Here is a 19,125-nt window from a genome sequence, read left to right as displayed (position 1 = left end):
GCCGTCAGCTCAGCCGCTCTCATCCTTTCCCTTGGTCCCGTGCAGGCGCAGACGCAAATTCCCTCTGTCACCGTTGACGCGCCGGCCGAGCGCGAACGTCCTGCAGCGATCGCCGTGTCGCGACGATCGGCATCGACGCGCACCTCCCGCGCCAGCCGTCGCGCTGCCGCGCAGCAGGCCGCGCCGACCCAGCCGGCATCGAACGGTGCCACGACTGAGCGCGCCAATGGGCCGGTGCGCGGTTTCGTCGCCACGCGCAGCGGCACCGCCACCAAGACCGACACGCCGCTGATCGAGACCCCGCAGTCGGTGTCCATCGTCACCACCGACCAGGTCAGGAATCAGGGCGCGGTCTCGATCGGCGAGGCCCTGCGCTACACCGCCGGCGTCAGCGGCGACGTCAATGGCGGCTCCGATACCCGCTTCGGCGCTCTCCAGATTCGCGGCTTCGACACGACCATGTCGGGCCTCTACATCGACGGTTTGCGGATTCCCTCCAGCAACTACGTGCATTTCAACGGCCTCGATCCCTATGGCGCCGAGCGGCTCGAGATTCTCAAAGGGCCGTCCTCGGCGATGTATGGCGGCAGCGGCACCGGCGGCATCCTCAACTACGTGACCAAGCTGCCGACCGCGCAGCAGTTCGGCGAGGTCTCGATCTCCGGCGGCAGCTTCAACCGTTATCAGGGCCAGTTTGACATGGGCGGGCCCGCCAACAAGGAAGGCACCGTGCTATGGCGCCTGACCGGCGTGGTCCGGGACGGCGAAACCCAGGTCGACTTCACCAAGGACAACCGCGTCTTCATCGCGCCCGCAGTCACCTTCAAGCCGAACGAGGACACCACCATCACCTTGCTCGCCAACTACCAGCGCGACCGGGCAGGGTGGGGCCTCCAGTTCCTGCCGGCTTCCGGAACGGTGTGGCCGAACAACGGTCGCACCATCCCGGTCTCGTTCTTCGCGGGCGTGCCGAGTTTCAACGCTTTCAACACCGAGATCGCAACGGCCGGCTACCAGCTCTCGCACGACTTCACCGACAACATCACGTTCCGGCAGAATCTGCGCTACGCCTATCAGCACAATGAGGAGAAGACCTTCTACGGCACAGGGTACACCGACGAGGCGGCGGGACAGCTGGGGCGTTTCGGCAGCTACAGCAACTCGTACATCAACTCCTTCGCGGTGGATAACCAGCTCCATGGCAAGTTCACGACCGGCATTCTCAGCCATACCACCCTGGTCGGGCTCGACTATCGCAACACCACGTTCCGCGACACCGCCTTTGCCGTCACGACGTCGGCGCCGGAGATCAACGTCTTCAATCCGGTCTACAGCTACGATTGGGCTCTCGGCGGCCTGTACGACAACAAAGGCATCAAGCAGTCGCAGCTCGGCCTCTATGCGCAGGATCAGATCAAGCTCGGCCGGCTCTCGTTCCAGCTCAGCGGCCGCCAGGACTTCGTGACGACGCAGCTCGACACCAATCTACCGCCGGCCGATACTTCCACTTCGAAAGACTCCTCGGCGTTCACCGGCCGCGCCGCCGTGATGTACAATTTCGACAACGGCATCGCGCCCTATTTCAGCTATTCCGAGTCGTTTCTGCCGCAGCTCGCGACCAGTCCGTCCGGACAGATGCTCGATCCCGAGACCGGCGTGCAGTACGAGGTGGGCGTCAAGTACCAACCGCTGGGCTGGAACGCGCTGTTCACCTTCGCCGCCTTCGACCTGACGCGTGACAATGTCGCTGTGTACGTGCCTGCAACCACCTTTTACGAACAGATCGGGCAGGTGAAATCTCGCGGCATCGAGCTCGAAGGCACGATGTCGCTGGCCGACGGCTGGAACCTGCGGGCGGCCTATGCCTATGTCGATGCCATGGTCACGCAGGATCCGGTCAATGTCGGCAAGGCGCCGGTCACCGTGCCGCTCAACCGCGCTTCGCTATGGAGCGACTACACGCTCCAGGACGGACTGCTGGCGGGGTTGCAGTTCGGTGGCGGCATCCGTTATGTCGGCGCGACCTGGGGCGATGATGCCAACACCTTCAAGGTGGGATCGGCCACAGTGCTGGATGCGCTGCTCGCCTATACCCGTGACAATTGGCGGCTGTCGCTGAACGTCTCCAATCTCGCCGACACACGCTATGTCGCTGCCTGCTACAGCCTGTCGGGCTGCATGTACGCGGAGGGGCGCAAGGCGATCGGCAAGCTGACCTACCGCTGGTGACGAGGGCGATCGCAAATGGAAAACAATCCGGCGGGCAGCACCTTTGCGGCGCATCCTTCGAGACGCCCGCTGTCGGCGGGCTCCTCAGGATGAGGGCGTTGTTCGCGGCGGGATTGCATTCCCTCATGGTGAGGAGCCCGCCCAAAGCGGGCGTCTCGAACCATGAGATTGAGGCGGGATTCGAACCATGAGAGCGATATTCGGCAAGCTGCATCGCTGGGCGGGCCTGCTCACGGCCGGATTCCTGTTCTTCTCCGGCATCACAGGCGCGATCATCTCCTGGGACCATGAGATCGACGACGTCCTGAACAGCCATCTGTTCGATGTCTCGACCAGGGGCCCGGCCATTCCCTCGATCGAGCTCGCCAAGATGATCGAGCAGCGCGACCCACGGGCGCGCGTGGTCTATCTCTTCATGACGCCGGAGGAGGGCCACTCGCTGTGGTTCTTTGTGATGCCGCGGATCGATCCGGCGACCGGCAAGCGCTATTCCCTCGACTACAATCAGGTCTTCCTCGATCCCAACACCGGCGTGGAGCTCGGCCGCCGCTATTGGGGCGCGGTGTGGCCGGTGACGCGAGAGAACTTCGTCTCGTTCCTCTACAAGCTGCACTACACCATGCACATCCCGGAGTTCTGGGGCAGCGACCGCTGGGGCATGCGCGTGCTCGGCATCATCGCGATCATCTGGACCATCGATTGCTTCGTCGGCTTCTATCTGACGCTACCGTCGCGGCGGCGCGCCAAGGCGGCGCGGGCGCCCGAGGTCGCGCGACAGCTCGACCGCGGCTTCTGGGCGCGCTGGGCGCCGGCCTGGACCATCAAGACCTCGGGCAGCGCCTACCGGATCAATTTCGACATCCATCGCGCCTTCAGCCTGTGGACCTGGGGCGTGCTGTTCATCATCGCCTTCACGGCGTTCTCGCTGAACCTCTATTTCGAGGTGTTCTCGCCGCTGATGAAGATGGTGTCGAACTATACGCCGACTCCTTACGAGCAACGGCCCTATCGCGATCTCGATGACCCCATCGAGCCCAAGATGACGTTCGCCGACATTGCCGCACGCGCGGCCGCCGACGGCAAGGCGCGAGGCTGGACGATCCCGGTCGGCTCGATCAATTACGGCCCGGCGCATGGTGTCTATGCCGCCGCCTTCTTCAACCCCGGCGACGATCACGGCGCCGGCGGCGTCGGCCCGGCGCAGCTCTATTACGACAGCGAGGACGGCCGTCCGATCGGCGAGCGGCTGCCTTGGGTCGGGACCGCCGCCGACATCTTCGTCCAGGCGCAGTTCCCGCTGCATTCGGGCCGCATCGTCGGCCTGTTCGGCCGCATCCTGATCTCGATCATGGGGCTCGTGGTGGCGGCACTGTCGGTCACCGGCGTCGTGATCTGGTGGCGCAAGCGCCGCGCCCGGGTCCGCGTGCGCGAGACCGCGGCGTTGCGCCTGAACCGGCAGCTGACGCCGGCGGAGTAGGGCCCGCTCTCGCGGATGAACCTTCGCGGCCGGCGCCGGCACAAAGACTGGAGGTCGTTTCCAGTCTTTGCGGATATTGCAATGAGATCGCTCGCCTTGCTCTGCTTGCTCGCCTTCGCGACATCAGCCCATGCGACCGCGCCCGAGCAGAATTATCTCGACCTGCGCGACCGCTACATCGCAAAATTCTCCAAGGCCAAGGAGAACGACGAGACCTTCAAGCAGCATGACGCGGCGCTCGAGGATCTGGCGCGCGTCCTGCGCGGCCTGGTGGGCCCGGTCACGATCAAGGGCCTCCCGGCCGATGGCAAGTCCAACGTCGACACCCTGTTCAAGGGCGATTCAGGCTTCGGCCATCTCGACGGTCTCGGCTTCGCCTCCGAAGGCGACAAGATGCAGGCCGTGGTGACCACCACGGGATTGCTCAGGCACTGGCTGCGCGAGCACCGCGACGACGGCATGCCGCAGGAGATCGGCGCAGCGATCAAGTCCGACCGCTTCTACTATCAGGCGATCCAGGACTCGGCCTTCGCCAAATATGCGGAGCTGCCGGTCACCAAGCCCGCATCCGCGAGCGCCGCGGTCGCCGTGCTCGGCGTGCGCGGCAATGGCGACCTGAAGGGAGCGCCTCACGAAATCGACGTCGTGGCGATCCAGGGCGAGAAGGTCTTCTTCATCGCCGTAACCGACGCCATAAAGACGGCGGAGATCCCGGCCTGCGAGAAGGTCTGGACGCAGATGATGGCCAGGAAGACCCCGCAAGACGCCATGGCCAGGGAGGACCAGGCCATGGACGCCTACACAAAATGCTTCGCCAAGGAAGCGCCGAGCCAGAGCTGGTTCGCGGCGGCGGTGAAGAAGGCGCAAAACCAGCTCGACCTGCTGCCATTGCGGTAGGGGGCAGGTTACGCAGACAATTCGACCGATTGGCCGGCCTCATCGATCAGGTACACGCGGTCGATGTCGACGAGCGGCAACAACGATCGGATCTGGTCCTCCGGCCCCAGGCTGAACGCCGTCGACCACATGGTTGCCCAACTCAAGTGCTGGCGAGGGTCTTTCCGTCTGCAAGGAGCGCTGGGCAGTAAGCAGCAGCCTATCATCGATTGCACCGGCTAAGAGTCCGTCTTTCCGCTATTCCCGGCCTACGTATTTGCTGCTTGCGATGCCAGCGGCTGGCATGGCGCCGGTTGATCGAATGGAAGCGTTAGCTCTTCCCGGTAAGGAAACAAAGGAATTAGGCAAAGCCGGAAGATTAGCCAGCAGGCGTATCCAGCGTCGGGACCGTAGGGGTCTCCGTCATGCAGCAAGCCATGCGACAGCGCATGCCGGAGATATGGACCGGGTTTCTTCAAGAAGACGCGTTCGATATCGGCCGTAATGGCTGCGCCGAAGATTGCCTCCAGTTCGCTCCTCATCTGCTCAAAAAGGGAGGAGATTGTGCGATCCTGCTGCGTCTGTGTCGCATCGTCGAAGATAGTCACGTCATGTCCATGCGATTTCAGCACTTGGCGCAGCGAATTCTCCAGCAGGGGCGTCAAAATGTATAACGCGCTAACGAAATCGCCCTGAAAGAAGCGCAGGAATCCCCGGCTGAACGTTCTGACCAGATCGTTTGGAACAAACGCGCTATGAGTGAGAATTCGCGCGAAGACATCGTCCGACAAGAAATGATCGGCCCCGATCGCTTGACGGGCAGTCTCAATCTTTCCAGCCGCTACGACATGGCGGCGAATGCGCTCGTCCTGAGCAATTTGACGCTGAATTGCACTAGTGTCAGCACCATCGCCAAACCCGGCCCCTTCAGTACGATGGACGACTTTACCTTCGCTGTCATGATGCGAGGTGCCAAAAAGTGACGCCAACGGATGCTCGCGAATTGACTCGGAAGCTGTTTCGGCTAGCTCTACAGGATCCGGTGAATTTTCGAGAGCCGCAAAGACAAACAGCTTGTCGCGCAGGGTAGGCTGGCGCTTTACGCCCTGGTCAATCTGCCGAGCCATATCCTCAAGATTGAACGGAATGGAGAATCCAGACATTTCCTCGGCGATGCCCGCCTGGGCATCAACGAGCCGGTGCTTCAGTTCTTTCCTCTTGTCCTTTTGTCCGGGAACCCCGTGAAGCTCAGAAATCGCATTGGCTAGCATCGACGAGGTCATCATCGCCAGTGGTTGGCGGTCTGCCATTGAGACAAATTGGTCGGCGGCCGCTGACTGACAGCGGTGCCGGTGGTCAGGTTGTTTGGCGAGGTGGTAGGCATGTGCGCCAAGCCGCCAGAGTTCAACGATGCTGTGGGCATCGGTTTCAGCTGGCAGGGCGGCAATTAAATCCTCGATATCCTTTCCGATCACGGCCGGATCAGAAATGCCGAAATCCAGGTGAAGTTCGCTGAACCAAAATACAGGAATGGCGAGCGAGTTCTGAATAGCCCTCACGCGCAATTCAGTTGCCATCGCGCGAGCGGCTACTGCATCGACATCGTCCCAGCCCACGATCCGGCCAATTTGCAGGGCCCGTCGTAGCAAATTGCGCGCGTCGTGCGTGAGCGCTCCTTTGCCATCGTCGAAACGGAACGCAAGCACTCCGCTGTCGACCTTCCTTAAAATGTCGACGTAGGCGGCAACTGCTGCAGTAGCCAAATCAACCCGTTTTCGTTCGAGAAACCAGCAAAGGTCAGAAAGGCGCGCTCGCAAAGCCGGATTTGTCGCGCGCTGAGCTATGGCGGCTAGGACTTCGACGGGCTGGCCCCGAAAGTCCGCAGCAACAGGTGACCGGCGGCCGTCGGGAAAAACTACCATGGCACCGAAGGGCTCGCTGGGATCCTTGGGCCGGAACAGCATGCCGGTTACAGCAGACAACATGCGAAATACACGGGCGGCAGGGGTATCGTCTGTTTCACCGGCAGCTTTCCGAAACAGATCGCCCAGATCCTGACTGTCGGCGCTGTTCGAGTCTGCGATCGGGCTGTCGAATTCAAGGTCCGCAAGGTCGGCGAGGGTGGCGCGTAGCCAAACCGGCGGAAGGATTTCCGCCGGTTCGCTGCGTTGTGGTTCTGCGTCGTTGTCCGGCCCGTTGTCCATAGCGAGTCTCAACCCGAGTTGCGCGAGGTTTGAATGAAACGTTAGGTCGCTTAGTGCGATACGCAAGGCTGTTCTGAGCCCAATTCACATTAGCTTTGGGTTGCGGCTAAGGCAGCCTTCCATGGCAGCGCGAGACCGCGCGGTCGCCGGTACGGCTTCACGAGAGGAAGTGGTCTCGGATCGAGACGACCATGTCGGGCTCGAGCGGCAGACGGGCGTCGCTGTCGTCGTAGGGAACCGGACCTATTGGCGCTCAGGCGAGGGGCCTCGTGGCTGACGAGGCCCATGCCGTGGGGTGCAGTCGCGCTGGATGATCTGGGCGAGCTGTTGCTCGACCGCGCCAAAGATATCGCCGGAGGTCGCGACCAGACGTCGAGGTCGCCTCCATGAGATTGTCGAGCTTAGCGGCGCCGAATGGAAACGCGCGAGCGGCCCTCCTCGGGCGACCGTCTCCTGCATGCATGACGAACCTCCCAAGGACTGGCGCAAACTTGACTGCCTGTCCGGTGTCTGGGACTGCCACTCTGTCCGGAAGCGGGGTTCTCAGTAGCCGTGGATTTGTCCGGGCTGACTTTCGCAGACCGTCATATCCATAATTCGCATAAGGTATATTATGGAATATTTTTATATACAATTGGATCAGATATTTAGGTAGAATTCCTGCCACAGCACCTTCGCTCCAGCGCCGTTTCCGGCCCTGCCGCCCGACCATCGTCCCAGCTCTTGACGGCTACTGTGCATGGGGTTGTTTTCGCCATTTTGTATCCGGCCCCATGTGGCGAAAGCCGATATTGCCGTGACGATGTCCGGCTGCAATAAGCGAGCTTCGCGAGATCGCAGATGACCTTCTGACGTGACGTCCGTATAGGTTTGCGTCTCAGAACAAAAACAATCCTTCCGAGGAAGCAGACCCATGAGCTTTTCCCGACGCACGCTTCTCAAGGCCTCCGCCGCGACCGCGGTCCTGGGCAGCATTGGCGCGCCCCATGTGGCCCGCGCGCAGAGCGCCGAGTTCACCTACAAATACGCCAACAACCTGCCGGACACTCATCCGCTGAACGTGCGCGCCAAGGAGATGGCTGCGGCGATCAAGGCCGAGACCAACGGCAAGTTCGACCTCCAGATCTTCCCGAACAACCAGCTCGGCTCCGACACCGACATGCTGAGCCAGATCCGCTCCGGCGGCGTCGAGTTCTTCACGCTGTCCGGCCTGATCCTGTCGACCCTGGTGCCGGCGGCCTCCATCAACGGCATCGGCTTTGCATTCCCGGACTACGACACGGTCTGGAAGGCCATGGACGGCGACCTCGGCGCCCATGTCCGTGGCGAAATCAAGAAGGCCGGCCTCGAGGTCATGGACAAGATCTGGGACAACGGCTTCCGCCAGACCACGTCCTCGACCAAGCCGATCACCGGTCCCGACGACCTCAAGGGCTTCAAGATCCGCGTTCCGGTGTCGCCGCTGTGGACCTCGATGTTCAAGGCGTTCGACGCCGCGCCCGCCTCGATCAATTTCAGCGAGGTCTATTCGGCGCTGCAGACCAAGATCGTCGAGGGCCAGGAGAACCCGCTGGCGATCATCTCGACCGCGAAGCTCTACGAGGTGCAGAAGTACTGCTCGCTGACCAACCACATGTGGGACGGCTTCTGGTTCCTGGCCAACCGGCGTGCCTGGAGCGCGTTGCCGGAGGACGTCCGCACCATCGTCGCCAAGAACATCAACGCCGCCGCGGTCAAGGAACGTGAGGACACCGCCAAGCTCAATGCCAACCTGCAGCAGGAGCTCGCGGCCAAGGGCCTGACCTTCAACCAGCCCACTGTCGCGCCGTTCCGCGACAAGCTGCGCTCCGCCGGCTTCTACGCCGAGTGGAAAGGCAAGTATGGCGACCAGGCCTGGGACCTGCTGGAAAAGGCCGTCGGCAAGCTCTCGTAACGCGTTGGGGCCGTCATGGCTCATGTCGAGGTCGAGGTGATCGAAGTGACGGGCGAGGCGGCTGTTCAGTCCCCTCGCCGATCCTCTCTGCTGGCCTCGACGGAGCGCCTCCTCGGCCTCCTGGTCGAAATCCCGGCGGCCATTCTGGTGGTCGCCGAGATCGTGATCCTGTTCGCCGGCGTGGTCGCGCGCTACGGCCTGCACCGGCCGCTGATCTGGTCGGACGAGCTTGCCTCGATCCTGTTCCTGTGGCTGGCCATGCTGGGCGCGGCGGTCGCATTCCGCCGCTCCGAGCACATGCGCATGACCGCCGTGGTCGCAAGCGCCGGCCCCGCGATGCGGGCCTATCTCGATCTGGTCGCGACCTGTGCGGCGCTGGCATTCCTGGCGCTGATCGTGTGGCCGTCCTGGGACTACGCCTACGAGGAAAGCTTCATCACCACGCCGGCGCTGCAGATCTCGAACATGTGGCGCGCCGCGGCATTGCCGGCCGGCATCTGCCTGATGGCAGCATTCGCACTGCTGCGGCTGCTGCGGGCCGCCGACTACCGCATGGTACTGACGGCCGTAGTTTCCGTCGCCGTCGTCGTCGGACTGTTCTGGCTGGCGCAGCCATCCTTGCGGCCACTCGGCAATCTCAACCTCGTCATCTTCTTCGTCGGCGTCGCCGGCTTCTGCGTCTTTGCCGGCGTTCCCATTGCGTTCGGCTTTGGGCTGGCGATCTTCGGCTATCTGGCGCTGACCACGCGCACGCCCGTGATGGTGCTGGTCGGGCGGATGGACGAGGGCATGAGCCACCTCATCCTGCTCTCGGTGCCGCTGTTCGTGTTCCTGGGCCTGCTGATCGAGATGACCGGCATGGCGCGGGCCATGGTGGCCTTCCTGGCGAGCCTGCTCGGCCATGTCCGCGGCGGCCTACATTATGTGCTGGTCGGCGCCATGTACCTGGTCTCAGGCATATCAGGCGCCAAGGCCGCCGACATGGCCGCGGTCGCGCCCGTTCTGTTCCCGGAGATGAAGCAACGCGGCGCCAAGCCTGGCGATCTCGTCGCGCTTCTGGCGGCAACCGGCGCCCAGACCGAGACCATCCCGCCGAGCCTCGTGCTGATCACCATCGGCTCGGTTACGGGCGTCTCGATTGCGGCGCTGTTCACCGGCGGCCTCCTGCCCGGCGTCGTGCTCGCGATTACCCTGTGCATGCTGGTGTGGTGGCGCTACCGGCACGAGGACATGAGCCACGTCAACCGCGCCACGGCATCCGAGATCGGCAAGACCTTCGTCATCGCCCTGCCCGCACTCGCACTGCCCTTCGTGATCCGCTACGCCGTGGTCGAGGGCATCGCGACGGCGACCGAAGTCTCCACCATCGGCATCGTCTATGGCGCGCTGGTCGGCCTCCTCGTCTACCGCCGCTTCGAGTGGCGGCGGCTGTTTCCGATGCTGGTCGAGACCGCGGCGCTATCGGGCGCGATCCTCCTGATCATCGGCACGGCCACCGGCATGGCCTGGGGCCTGACACAATCCGGCTTCTCGCGTTCGCTGGCAGCCGCCATGACCGGATTGCCGGGCGGGGCTGCGACCTTCATCGCCGTGTCCATCCTGGCCTTCACCATCCTCGGCAGCGTGCTGGAGGGCATCCCGGCGATCGTGCTGTTCGGGCCGCTGCTGTTTCCGATCGCCCGCGCCGTCGGCGTGCACGAGGTGCATTATGCGATGGTGATCATTCTGGCCATGGGTATCGGGCTATTCGCCCCGCCCTTCGGCGTCGGCTATTATGCCGCCTGCGCCATCGGACGCGTCGACCCGGCCGAAGGCATCAGGCCGATCTGGGGCTATCTGCTGGCGCTGCTGCTGGGATTGATCATCGTTGCGATCTTCCCCTGGATCTCGATCGGATTTCTTTGACGCGGTTTAAGGAGGGTGTCGATGAGTGAGCGACAGAACCCGTACAATATCGGCCTCGACAAGACGCAAGCCAATTACGTGCCGCTCAGCCCGCTGAGCTTCCTCGCGCGCAGCGCCGCGGTCTACCCCAATCACGTCAGCACGGTCTATGAAGGCCGCAGCTTCACCTGGGCGCAGACCTATGAGCGCTGCAGGCGCTTGGCGTCGTATCTAGCGGGCAAGGGCATTGGCGTCGGCGACACCGTAGCGGCGATGCTGCCGAACATCCCGGCCATGAACGAGGTGCACTTCGCTGTCCCCATGACCGGCGCCGTGCTCAACGCGCTCAACATCCGCCTCGATGCGCCCTCGATCGCGTTCCAGCTCGATCATGGCGCGGCGAAAATCATTCTTGTCGATCCCGAGTTTTCGGGCGTCATCACCGATGCGCTGGCACAGATGAGCGGGCCAAAGCCGTTCGTGATCGACGTCGACGATGCCGCCTTCAAGGGCGGCAAGCGCATCGGCGAAATCGAGTACGAGGCCGCCGTCGCGCAGGGCGATCCTGCTTTCACCGCGATCCCGCCGCAGGACGAATGGGACGCGATCGCGCTGAGCTACACCTCGGGCACGACGGGCAACCCCAAGGGCGTCGTCACCCATCATCGCGGTGCGTATCTGAACGCCGTCAGCAACATCCTTGCCGGCAATCTCGGCCAGCACCCGGTCTATCTCTGGACCCTGCCGATGTTCCACTGCAACGGCTGGTGCTTTCCCTGGACCATCGCAGCGGCCGCCGGCATCAACGTGTGCCTGCGCAAGGTCGAGCCGACGAAGATCTTCGAGCTGATCAGGCAGCACGGCGTCACCCACATGTGCGGCGCGCCGATCGTCTACAACACGCTCATCAACGCGCCCGACGCGCCGAAAGGCAATGCCGCCCGCCGCGTCGTCGGTCTCATCGCCGGTGCTGCGCCGCCTGTCGCGGTGCTGGAAGGCGCAGAAAACATCGGCATCAAGCTGACGCATGTCTATGGCCTGACCGAGGTCTACGGCCCCGCCTCCGTCTGCGCCGAGCAGCCCGGCTGGGACGACCTCCCCGCTGCCGAGCGCGCGCGCATGAAGCGCCGGCAGGGCGTGCCCTACCCGCTTGAAGAAAGCGTCACCGTCATCAATCCGCAGACCATGCAGGAGGTGCCGCGCGACGGCGAGACCATCGGCGAGGTCATGTTCCGCGGCAACATCGTGATGAAGGGTTACCTCAAGAACGAGAAGGCGACCAAGGAAGCCTTCGAGGGCGGCTGGTTTCACACCGGCGATCTCGGCGTGCTCGACGAGCACGGCTACGTCATCATCAAGGACCGCTCCAAGGACATCATCATCTCCGGCGGCGAGAACATCTCCTCCGTCGAGGTCGAGGACATCCTCTACAAGCACCCGGCCGTGCTGTTCGCAGCCGTGGTCGCCAAGCCCGATCCGAAATGGGGTGAAGTGCCCTGCGCCTTCGTCGAGCTGAAGGACGGCGCCAGCGCGAGCGAGGCCGAGATCATCGCCTTCTGCCGTTCGTACATGAGCGGCTTCAAGACGCCGAAGGCGGTCGTGTTCGGACCAATCCCCAAGACGTCCACGGGCAAGATCCAGAAATTCCTGCTGCGCAACGAAGTGGGCTCGGCCAAGGCGATTTCGGCCTAACAGTGTCCGGAGAGCCTTCCGCCCGCCCGAGCACGGCGAGCGGAGGCCTCCCTCCGTCCTCACATCTTCTTGTAGGCGTCGATCAGGGCCTGGCCGTCGGCGCCGGCCTTCTTCAGCCAGTCGGCCGTGAGCTGCTCGCCGATCTTCTGGAAGCCGGCCTTCAGCGCCGGGCTGGGCGGCTCGACCGTCATGCCCTTGGCCTTGAGCTGATCGATGTACCAATTGGCCTTCTCTTCCCAGGCCTTCCAGCCGCGCGTCTCAGCGGTGGCGGCGGCCTTGAGGATGGCCTCCTGGGTCGGCTTGTCGAGCGCTTCGAACGCGGCCTTGTTCACGAAGGTGTAGTCCTTCGGGATCCAGGCCTGCACGTCATAGAAATATTTCAGCGATTCCCAGGCCTTGGAATCGTAGCCGGTACCGCCTGACGACATGAAGGAATTCACCACGCCGGTCGCGAGCGCCTGCGGCAGTTCGGCGGCCTGGATGGTGACCGACTGGGCGCCGACCAGCTCGCCGATGCGCGCGGTCCCGACATTGTAGGCGCGCCATTTCAGGCCCTTCATGTCCTCGATCGCGGCGAGCGGCTTGTTGACGTAGACGCCTTGCGGTGCCCACGGCACGACAAAGAGGAGCTTGAGACCTTGTGCGTCCAGCTTCTTGGAGATCAGGGGCTTTGAGGCCTGATAGAGCTTCATCGCATCCGGGAAGCTCGTCGCGAGGAAAGGAACGACGTCAACACCGTAGATCGGGTCCTCGTTCTCGTGGATCGACAGCAGCACCTCGCCCATCTGCGCCTGTCCGGTCACGACCGCACGCTTGATGTCGGGCGCCTTGAACAGCGAGGCGCCAGGATGGACCGTGATCTGAAGCTTGCCGGAGGTGGCGGCCTCGACGTCCTTGGCGAACGCCACCAGATTCTCCGAGTGCGGATTGTCGGCGGGATACGCTGCCGGCAGATTCCATTTGGTCTGGGCCAAGGCGGGCGTTGCGGCCAGTACGGCGCCGGCGATCAGGCCTGCGCGAATGAGACGAGACTTCATCGGACTTCTCCTCACGGTCGAATTTAAGTCAGTCAGGGAAAGCGAGCTTGGGCAGAAGCATCACGATCTGCGGGTATTCGGTGATGATGAACACGGAGGCCAACAGCAACACGAAGAACGGAAACGCAGCCCGCGCGACGGTGAAGGTATCGCGGCCACTCATGTTCTGGAGCACGAACAGGTTGAATCCCACCGGCGGCGTGATCTGCGCCATCTCGACGTGGATGATGAGATAGACACCGAACCAGACCAGATCGAGACCCGCCTGCTTCACCATCGGCAGCACGATGACGGCCGTCAGCACGATCATCGAGATGCCGTCGATCAGGCAGCCGAGGATGATGTACATGATGCTCAGATACAGCGCGAGCATGCCGGGGGTGAGCTGCTGCCCCTGGACCCAGGTGGCGAGCGCGGCGGGGATGCCGGTATAGGCCATCGCCGCCGTCGTGTAGGCCGCGCCTGCGAGGATCAGCATGATCATGCAGGTCAGGCGCGTCGCGCTCATGATGCTCTCGAGGAAGTTCTTGCGCGTGAGCGTGCCGCTCCACCACGCCAGCAGCAGTGCGCCCGCGACGCCCCATGCCGCGCATTCGGTCGCGGTCGCAAAGCCGAGCACGAGCGAGAGGAAAACCGCGAGGATCAGCAGCAGGCACGGCGCGAGCCGCGCCGACTCCCGGAGCTTCTGCCGCAACGGCATCGGCGGATCGCGCGGTGGAATCTTGTCCGGGTTCAGCAGCGACCAGATGATAATGTAGCCGGAATAGAGCACCATCACGAGCGCGCCCGGCAGGAAGCCGCCGAGGAACACCTGAAGCACGGAAACGTTCGCGGTGACCGCGTAGACGACCATCGGGATAGAGGGCGGGATCAACAGACCGAGCGTGCCGGAACCTGCGAGCGAGCCAAGGCTCAGGCCCTTGTCATAGCCACGCTTGTCGAGCTCCGGCAGCGCGATCTTGCCGATGGTTGCACAGGTTGCCGCCGATGACCCCGACACCGCAGCAAAGATACCGCAGCCGATCACGTTCACATGCGTCAGCCGTCCAGGCAGCCACTGAACCCAGGGCGACAAGCCTCGGAACATCTCTTCCGACAATTTGGTACGGAACAGGATTTCGCCCATCCAGATGAACAACGGCAACGCGGCCAGTGTCCAGGACGAGCTCGCGCTCCAGGTGGTCGTCGCAAGCACCGAGCCGAGCGGCAGGCTCGTGGTCAGCGCCATCGCGACGAAGCCGACGAGCCCGAGCGACACCGCGATCCAGACGCCGCTTCCCAGCAGCAGGATCATGACGCCGAGCAGGATGAAGGAGAGTTGGATCATGCCGAGATTGGCCATGGTCAACCTCCGCCGCCCTGCGAGATGCGCTCGACGAACTCTTCCGGCGTCTCGTCCGGCGAGCCCTTCTCATAGCTCGGCCGGTTGCCGCTGATGACATTGATCATCTCGTCCATCAGCGCGATCGACAGGATCACGAGGCCGCCGGCAAAGCCGAGTTGGGGTATCCAGAGCGGGAGCGCGACGACGCCTTGCGCCACGTCGTTGAAGCGCCAGGAGTCGTACGTCATCTGTAGCGCGTGGCGGGTGAAGTAGAGAACGAAGGCGGTGGCGATTGCGAGCGCCACGATTTCCGCGACCTGCTTGGTCCGTCCGTGCAGCCGCTCCAGCAGCAGGCCGACGCGGATCATCTCGCCGCGCTTGAAGGTGTGAGCGAGGCCGAGAAACGCCATCGCCGCCATGCACCAGGATGCGAAATCGTCGCCCGCCGGGATGTTGAGCGCAAACTGCCGCCCGACCGACATCACCATCATGATGGCGAAGATCGCAACCAGGAAGACGCCGGCCGCAATGCCCGAGCCGAGATAAAGCAGATCCAGAGCGCGTCGGACCGGTCCAACAGCCTTTACGTCGTCGCCGTCCACTGCCACGCGGCCCCCGTCCTCATCCTGCGGCGCAATCAAGCCCGGCGATCTACGGGCACCTTGCCTGATTATCGCCTCCCGCCAACGCCTGTCTTTGAGACGTTAGACCAACACGATGGGGCTCGCGAAAGCAAGGAGCATGCCGGCCTGCGGCAACTTTTCCTTGGATAGGCTCAGTGCGTCTCCAGCCGCAGGCCATCATAGGCAGGCACCACGCCCGCAGGCAGCGATTGCCTGATCACCTCATAATCGACATCGGCCGTCATGTTGGTGATGACCGCACGCTTCGGCTTGAAGCGCTCGATCCAGGACAGCGCGTCGTTGATGCTGAAATGGCTGACATGACTGGTGTAGCGCAGGCCGTCGACGATCCAGAGGTCGAGATTTTCCAGCGCGCCCCAGCTCTCGCGCGGAATGTCGTTGAGGTCCGGCGTATAGGCGGCGTCGCCGATACGATAGCCGAGCGCGGGAATGGCGCCGTGCTGCACCAGGAAGGCCGTCATCGTCACGGCGCCGCCCTTCCCCAGAATGGTCTGGCTTTCGCCCGCCTCGATCGAATGCCGGGTCAGGATCGGCGGATAGTCGCTGCCTTCCGGCGAAATGAAGCAATAGGAGAACCGCGCCATGATGTCCTTGGCGGTCGACAGGTTGAAATAGGTCGGAATTCGTCGTCGCATGTGCATCACGACCGAGCGCAGATCGTCCATGCCATGGGTCTGGTCGGCGTGCTCGTGCGTCAGGAACACCGCGTCGATGTGGTCGACATTGGTTGCGAGCAATTGCTCGCGGAGGTCCGGCGAGGTGTCGATCACGATCCGCGTGGTGCCGTGCTCGGACTTCCGTTCGACCAGCAGCGAGCAGCGGCGGCGGCGGTTCTTCGGATTGCTCGGGTCGCAGGCGCCCCAACCGAGGGCCGGACGCGGCACGCCTGCGGAGGAGCCGCAGCCCAGGATCGTCAGCGTCAGCGTCATGCGGCTTCCAGTCTCAAGCTTTCACCTTGGAGAACAGGCGGAAGAAGTTTTCGCTCGTTTGGCGTGAGATCTCATCGAACGACACGCCGCGCGTCTCGGCGAGCACTTTGGCCACTTCGACCACAAAGGCCGGCTCGTTGCGCTTGCCGCGAAACTTGCCCGGCGCAAGATAGGGCGAGTCTGTTTCAACCAGAATACGGTCAGGCGGCAGCTCGGCCGCGAGTGCACGCAAGGCCTCCGACTTCTTGAAGGTCAGGATGCCCGTGAAGCCGATATAGAGCCCCAGCGACACCGCCTTCAGCGCCAGCTCGCGCCCGCCGGTGTAACAATGCAGCACGGCGCGAAACGATCCGCGTGCCGCCTCCTCTTCCAGGATGCGGGCGCAATCCACGTCGGCCTCGCGGGTGTGGATCACGAGCGGCAGGCCGGTTGAGCGCGCAGCGGCGATATGGGCGCGAAAGCCCCTCGCCTGCGCTTCCGGCGAGCCGTTGTCGTAGAAATAGTCGAGCCCGGCCTCTCCGAGCGCGACGACCTTGGGATGCTCTGTCAGCGCGATCAGCTCGTCCGGCGAAATGCCGTCCTCCTCATCCGCGTGATGCGGATGGGTGCCGACCGAGCAATAGACGTCGTCGTAGCGCTCGGCAATCGCCAGAAGCTGGTTCAGCCTCCGCACCCGCGTCGAGATCGTGACCATGCGGGCAATGCCGGCCGCTCGCGCCCGCGACACGATCCCGTCGAGATCTTCCGCAAAGTCCGGAAAATCCAGGTGGCAATGACTGTCGACCAACATCGATCGAACGCTCAGGCTGCCGGCTCGATGTAGCGCGGGAACGCCGGCGTCGGCGCCGGCAGTGTCGAGCCCGGCGCGATCCGCCTGGCTCCGCCGAGCATGGCGAAATTGCGTTCGCCTTCGGGGATACCGAGGCTGTCGAGCAGCTTGCTAGATGCGGTCGGCATCGCCGGCTGGGCCAGGATCGCGATCTGGCGCACGACCTCGGCGGTGACATAGAGCACCGTCTTCTGCCTGACAGGATCGGTCTTGGCGAGCGCCCACGGCGCCTCGCCCGCGAAATAGCGGTTGGCCTCCGCGACCACGGCCCACACGGCGTTGAGCCAGTGATGGATCTGCTGCGTCGCCATCGCCTCACGCGATGCGCCGATCATGCCATCGGCCATCGCCAGGATCGCCTTGTCGTTGTCGCTGAACTCGCCCGGCTCCGGCAGCACGCCGCCGAGCTGTTTTGCGATCATCGACAGCGAGCGCTGCGCGAGATTGCCGAGATCGTTGGCGAGGTCGGCATTGATGCGCGCGACGATGGCCTCGTGGTTGTAGTTGCCGTCCTGGCCGAAGGGCACCTCGCGCAGGAAGAAATAGCGCATCTGGTCGACGCCGTACTGGTCGGCGAGATTGAAGGGGTCGACGACGTTGCCGACCGACTTCGACATCTTCTCGCCCCTGTTGAACAGGAAGCCATGGGCATAGACCCGCTTGGGCAGCGGAATTCCGGCCGACATCAGGAACGCCGGCCAGTACACAGCATGGAAACGGATAATGTCCTTGCCGATGATGTGCACGTCGGCCGGCCAATAGCGCCAGTTTCCGTCATTTTCATCGGGGAAGCCGACGCCGGTGATGTAGTTGGTCAGCGCATCGACCCAGACATACATCACGTGCTCTTCGTCGCCGGGCACCTTCACGCCCCAGTCGAACGTCGTGCGCGAGATCGAGAGATCGCGCAGACCCCCTCTGACGAAGCTCACCACCTCGTTCTTGCGGGAGTCCGGCCCGATGAAATCGGGATTCTCCGCGTAGAGCTTCAACAGCTTGTCCTCGTAGGCCGACAGGCGGAAGAAATAGCTCTTCTCCTCGACCCACTCGACCGGCGTGCCCTGCGGACCGAGGCGCACGCCGTCGTCGTTCAGGCGCGTCTCGTCCTCGGCGTAATACGCCTCGTCGCGCACGGAATACCAGCCGGCATAGGTGTCGGCATAGATGTCGCCGTTCGCCTCCATGCGCCGCCAGATCTCCTGGCTGGAGCGATGGTGCTGCTCCTCGGTGGTGCGGATGAAACGGTCGAACGACACGTTCAGGCGCTCGTCCATCTCCTTGAAGCGGCCGGCATTGCGGGCCGCGAGCGCGGAGACGGACATGTTCTCACCGGCCGCCGTCTGAACCATCTTCTGACCGTGCTCGTCGGTGCCGGTCAGGAAGAACACGTCCTTGCCGTCAAGCCGTGCAAAGCGCGCCAGCACGTCGGTTGCGATCGCCTCATAGGCGTGGCCGATATGCGGGCTGCCGTTGGGATAAGCGATCGCGGTCGTGATATAGAAGACGTTGTCGCGCGCGGGGGCCGCGACGGGCGCGGCGGCTTGCGCAGCTCCGGCGGGCTTCGGCGCAGGCGGCACCTTCGGCTTCGAAACCTTGGGCTGCGACACCTTGGGCTTCACAGCCTTCGGGGGCGCGGCGACAGGAGCAGGCGCGGCGATCACGGCAGGCGCAGCCGCCTTCGCCTTCTTCGCCGGAGCTTTATTCTTTGCCGGAGCCTTGGCTGGCTTCTTGGCGGTCGTTTTCCTCGAGGCTTTCTTGGCAACGGCCTGTTTCTTCGCAGCCTTCTTGCCGGCCTTCTTTGACGTCTTCGCAGCGCTCTTCTTCACGCCCTTCTTGGCGGCCGTCTTCTTGGCGGTCTTGGACGCACGCGCCTTTACAGCCTTCTTCGCGGCTTTTTTCACGGCCTTCTTGGCAGCCTTCTTCTTGCTGCTCTTGCCCTTGACGGTTTTCTTAGCTCGCGTTGCCACGACGAATTCCTTTACCGGCTTCTCGAAATTTGGAAACGAACCTGCGTTAGGTTATTGTTTTGAGCATGATCCTGTCGGAAAACCGCTACACACTTTTCCG

Annotated in this window: 15 protein-coding genes; 6 read left to right on the top strand and 9 right to left on the bottom strand. The window is 63.3% G+C overall.

From position 1 onward, the window contains the following. The first annotated feature begins 234 nt into the window (after positions 1 to 234). The 3 genes from GGD63_RS01935 to GGD63_RS01925 all read left to right on the top strand — a co-directional run bounded on the left by GGD63_RS01935 (position 235) and on the right by GGD63_RS01925 (position 4,603). Entirely contained in the window at positions 235 to 2,229 is a 1,995-nt protein-coding gene (locus GGD63_RS01935) for a TonB-dependent siderophore receptor (RefSeq protein ID WP_183239676.1), read from the top strand. 187 nt (positions 2,230 to 2,416) lie between these two features. Next, entirely contained in the window at positions 2,417 to 3,706 is a 1,290-nt protein-coding gene (gene fsrB / locus GGD63_RS01930) for a siderophore utilization protein FsrB (protein ID WP_183239211.1), read from the top strand. A gap of 81 nt (positions 3,707 to 3,787) precedes the next feature. Continuing rightward, positions 3,788 to 4,603, top strand: coding sequence for a hypothetical protein (locus tag GGD63_RS01925; RefSeq protein ID WP_183239210.1), 816 nt, complete (start codon positions 3,788 to 3,790; stop codon positions 4,601 to 4,603). 8 nt (positions 4,604 to 4,611) lie between these two features. On the opposite strand, the gene GGD63_RS40550 is transcribed toward GGD63_RS01925, so the two are convergent. From GGD63_RS40550 to GGD63_RS01915, 3 genes are all read right to left on the bottom strand, one after another. Next, positions 4,612 to 4,734: a hypothetical protein gene (locus GGD63_RS40550; RefSeq protein ID WP_283811914.1), complete on the bottom strand. Its 123-nt coding sequence runs from the start codon at positions 4,732 to 4,734 to the stop codon at positions 4,612 to 4,614. 117 nt (positions 4,735 to 4,851) lie between these two features. Continuing rightward, the gene (locus GGD63_RS01920; protein WP_183239209.1) at positions 4,852 to 6,786 is read right to left on the bottom strand and encodes a hypothetical protein; all 1,935 of its coding nucleotides are present in this window, start codon (positions 6,784 to 6,786) and stop codon (positions 4,852 to 4,854) included. Between the two features lie 639 nt (positions 6,787 to 7,425). Next, positions 7,426 to 7,701 (bottom strand): hypothetical protein, encoded by a 276-nt coding sequence (locus GGD63_RS01915; protein ID WP_183239208.1) that lies wholly within the window; start codon positions 7,699 to 7,701, stop codon positions 7,426 to 7,428. On the opposite strand from GGD63_RS01915, the gene GGD63_RS01910 reads away from it, so the two are divergent. From GGD63_RS01910 to GGD63_RS01900, 3 genes are read left to right on the top strand one after another with little or no spacing between them, the layout of a single operon-like run. Continuing rightward, the gene (locus GGD63_RS01910; RefSeq protein ID WP_183239207.1) at positions 7,700 to 8,719 is read left to right on the top strand and encodes a TRAP transporter substrate-binding protein; all 1,020 of its coding nucleotides are present in this window, start codon (positions 7,700 to 7,702) and stop codon (positions 8,717 to 8,719) included. The genes GGD63_RS01915 and GGD63_RS01910 overlap by 2 nt on opposite strands. A gap of 15 nt (positions 8,720 to 8,734) precedes the next feature. After that, positions 8,735 to 10,624, top strand: coding sequence for a TRAP transporter large permease subunit (locus GGD63_RS01905; protein WP_183239206.1), 1,890 nt, complete (start codon positions 8,735 to 8,737; stop codon positions 10,622 to 10,624). A gap of 21 nt (positions 10,625 to 10,645) precedes the next feature. Then, on the top strand, positions 10,646 to 12,295 hold the full coding sequence (locus GGD63_RS01900; RefSeq protein ID WP_183239205.1) for an acyl-CoA synthetase: 1,650 nt from the start codon (positions 10,646 to 10,648) through the stop codon (positions 12,293 to 12,295). Positions 12,296 to 12,354: 59 nt separating this feature from the next. Here the strand turns inward: GGD63_RS01900 and GGD63_RS01895 are convergent, their stop codons facing one another. The 6 genes from GGD63_RS01895 to metG form a co-directional block, all read right to left on the bottom strand. Next, positions 12,355 to 13,332 (bottom strand): TRAP transporter substrate-binding protein, encoded by a 978-nt coding sequence (locus GGD63_RS01895; protein ID WP_183239204.1) that lies wholly within the window; start codon positions 13,330 to 13,332, stop codon positions 12,355 to 12,357. A gap of 28 nt (positions 13,333 to 13,360) precedes the next feature. Further along, complete coding sequence (locus GGD63_RS01890) at positions 13,361 to 14,674, bottom strand: TRAP transporter large permease (RefSeq protein WP_183239203.1); 1,314 nt, start codon at positions 14,672 to 14,674, stop codon at positions 13,361 to 13,363. A gap of 2 nt (positions 14,675 to 14,676) precedes the next feature. Continuing rightward, a complete protein-coding gene (locus GGD63_RS01885) occupies positions 14,677 to 15,264 on the bottom strand; it encodes a TRAP transporter small permease (RefSeq protein ID WP_183239202.1) in 588 nt (195 codons plus the stop codon). A gap of 167 nt (positions 15,265 to 15,431) precedes the next feature. Beyond that, positions 15,432 to 16,229 carry an MBL fold metallo-hydrolase gene (locus GGD63_RS01880; RefSeq protein WP_183239201.1) on the bottom strand — a complete coding sequence of 266 codons (798 nt, stop codon included), beginning with the start codon at positions 16,227 to 16,229 and terminating at the stop codon, positions 15,432 to 15,434. Positions 16,230 to 16,242: 13 nt separating this feature from the next. Then, positions 16,243 to 17,019: a TatD family hydrolase gene (locus GGD63_RS01875; protein WP_183239200.1), complete on the bottom strand. Its 777-nt coding sequence runs from the start codon at positions 17,017 to 17,019 to the stop codon at positions 16,243 to 16,245. Positions 17,020 to 17,030: 11 nt separating this feature from the next. After that, complete coding sequence (gene metG, locus GGD63_RS01870) at positions 17,031 to 19,025, bottom strand: methionine--tRNA ligase (RefSeq protein WP_183239199.1); 1,995 nt, start codon at positions 19,023 to 19,025, stop codon at positions 17,031 to 17,033. Positions 19,026 to 19,125: the final 100 nt, after the last annotated feature.

Source organism: Bradyrhizobium sp. cir1 (assembly GCF_014198245.1).
Classification (GTDB): Bacteria; Pseudomonadota; Alphaproteobacteria; order Rhizobiales; family Xanthobacteraceae; genus Bradyrhizobium.
This window is presented reverse-complemented; position numbering and strand designations above follow the sequence as displayed.

Bases quoted from the DNA above. Each gene is read 5' to 3' on its own strand.
- fsrB (WP_183239211.1), top strand. From the start codon at position 2,417: ATGAGAGCGATATTCGGCAAGCTGCATCGCTGGGCGGGCCTGCTCACG.
- GGD63_RS01925 (WP_183239210.1), top strand. From the start codon at position 3,788: ATGAGATCGCTCGCCTTGCTCTGCTTGCTCGCCTTCGCGACATCAGCC.
- GGD63_RS40550 (WP_283811914.1), bottom strand. From the start codon at position 4,734: ATGTGGTCGACGGCGTTCAGCCTGGGGCCGGAGGACCAGATCCGATCG.
- GGD63_RS01920 (WP_183239209.1), bottom strand. From the start codon at position 6,786: ATGGACAACGGGCCGGACAACGACGCAGAACCACAACGCAGCGAACCG.
- GGD63_RS01910 (WP_183239207.1), top strand. From the start codon at position 7,700: ATGAGCTTTTCCCGACGCACGCTTCTCAAGGCCTCCGCCGCGACCGCG.
- GGD63_RS01915 (WP_183239208.1), bottom strand. From the start codon at position 7,701: ATGGGTCTGCTTCCTCGGAAGGATTGTTTTTGTTCTGAGACGCAAACC.
- GGD63_RS01905 (WP_183239206.1), top strand. From the start codon at position 8,735: ATGGCTCATGTCGAGGTCGAGGTGATCGAAGTGACGGGCGAGGCGGCT.
- GGD63_RS01900 (WP_183239205.1), top strand. From the start codon at position 10,646: ATGAGTGAGCGACAGAACCCGTACAATATCGGCCTCGACAAGACGCAA.
- GGD63_RS01895 (WP_183239204.1), bottom strand. From the start codon at position 13,332: ATGAAGTCTCGTCTCATTCGCGCAGGCCTGATCGCCGGCGCCGTACTG.
- GGD63_RS01890 (WP_183239203.1), bottom strand. From the start codon at position 14,674: ATGGCCAATCTCGGCATGATCCAACTCTCCTTCATCCTGCTCGGCGTC.
- GGD63_RS01880 (WP_183239201.1), bottom strand. From the start codon at position 16,229: ATGACGCTGACGCTGACGATCCTGGGCTGCGGCTCCTCCGCAGGCGTG.
- GGD63_RS01875 (WP_183239200.1), bottom strand. From the start codon at position 17,019: ATGTTGGTCGACAGTCATTGCCACCTGGATTTTCCGGACTTTGCGGAA.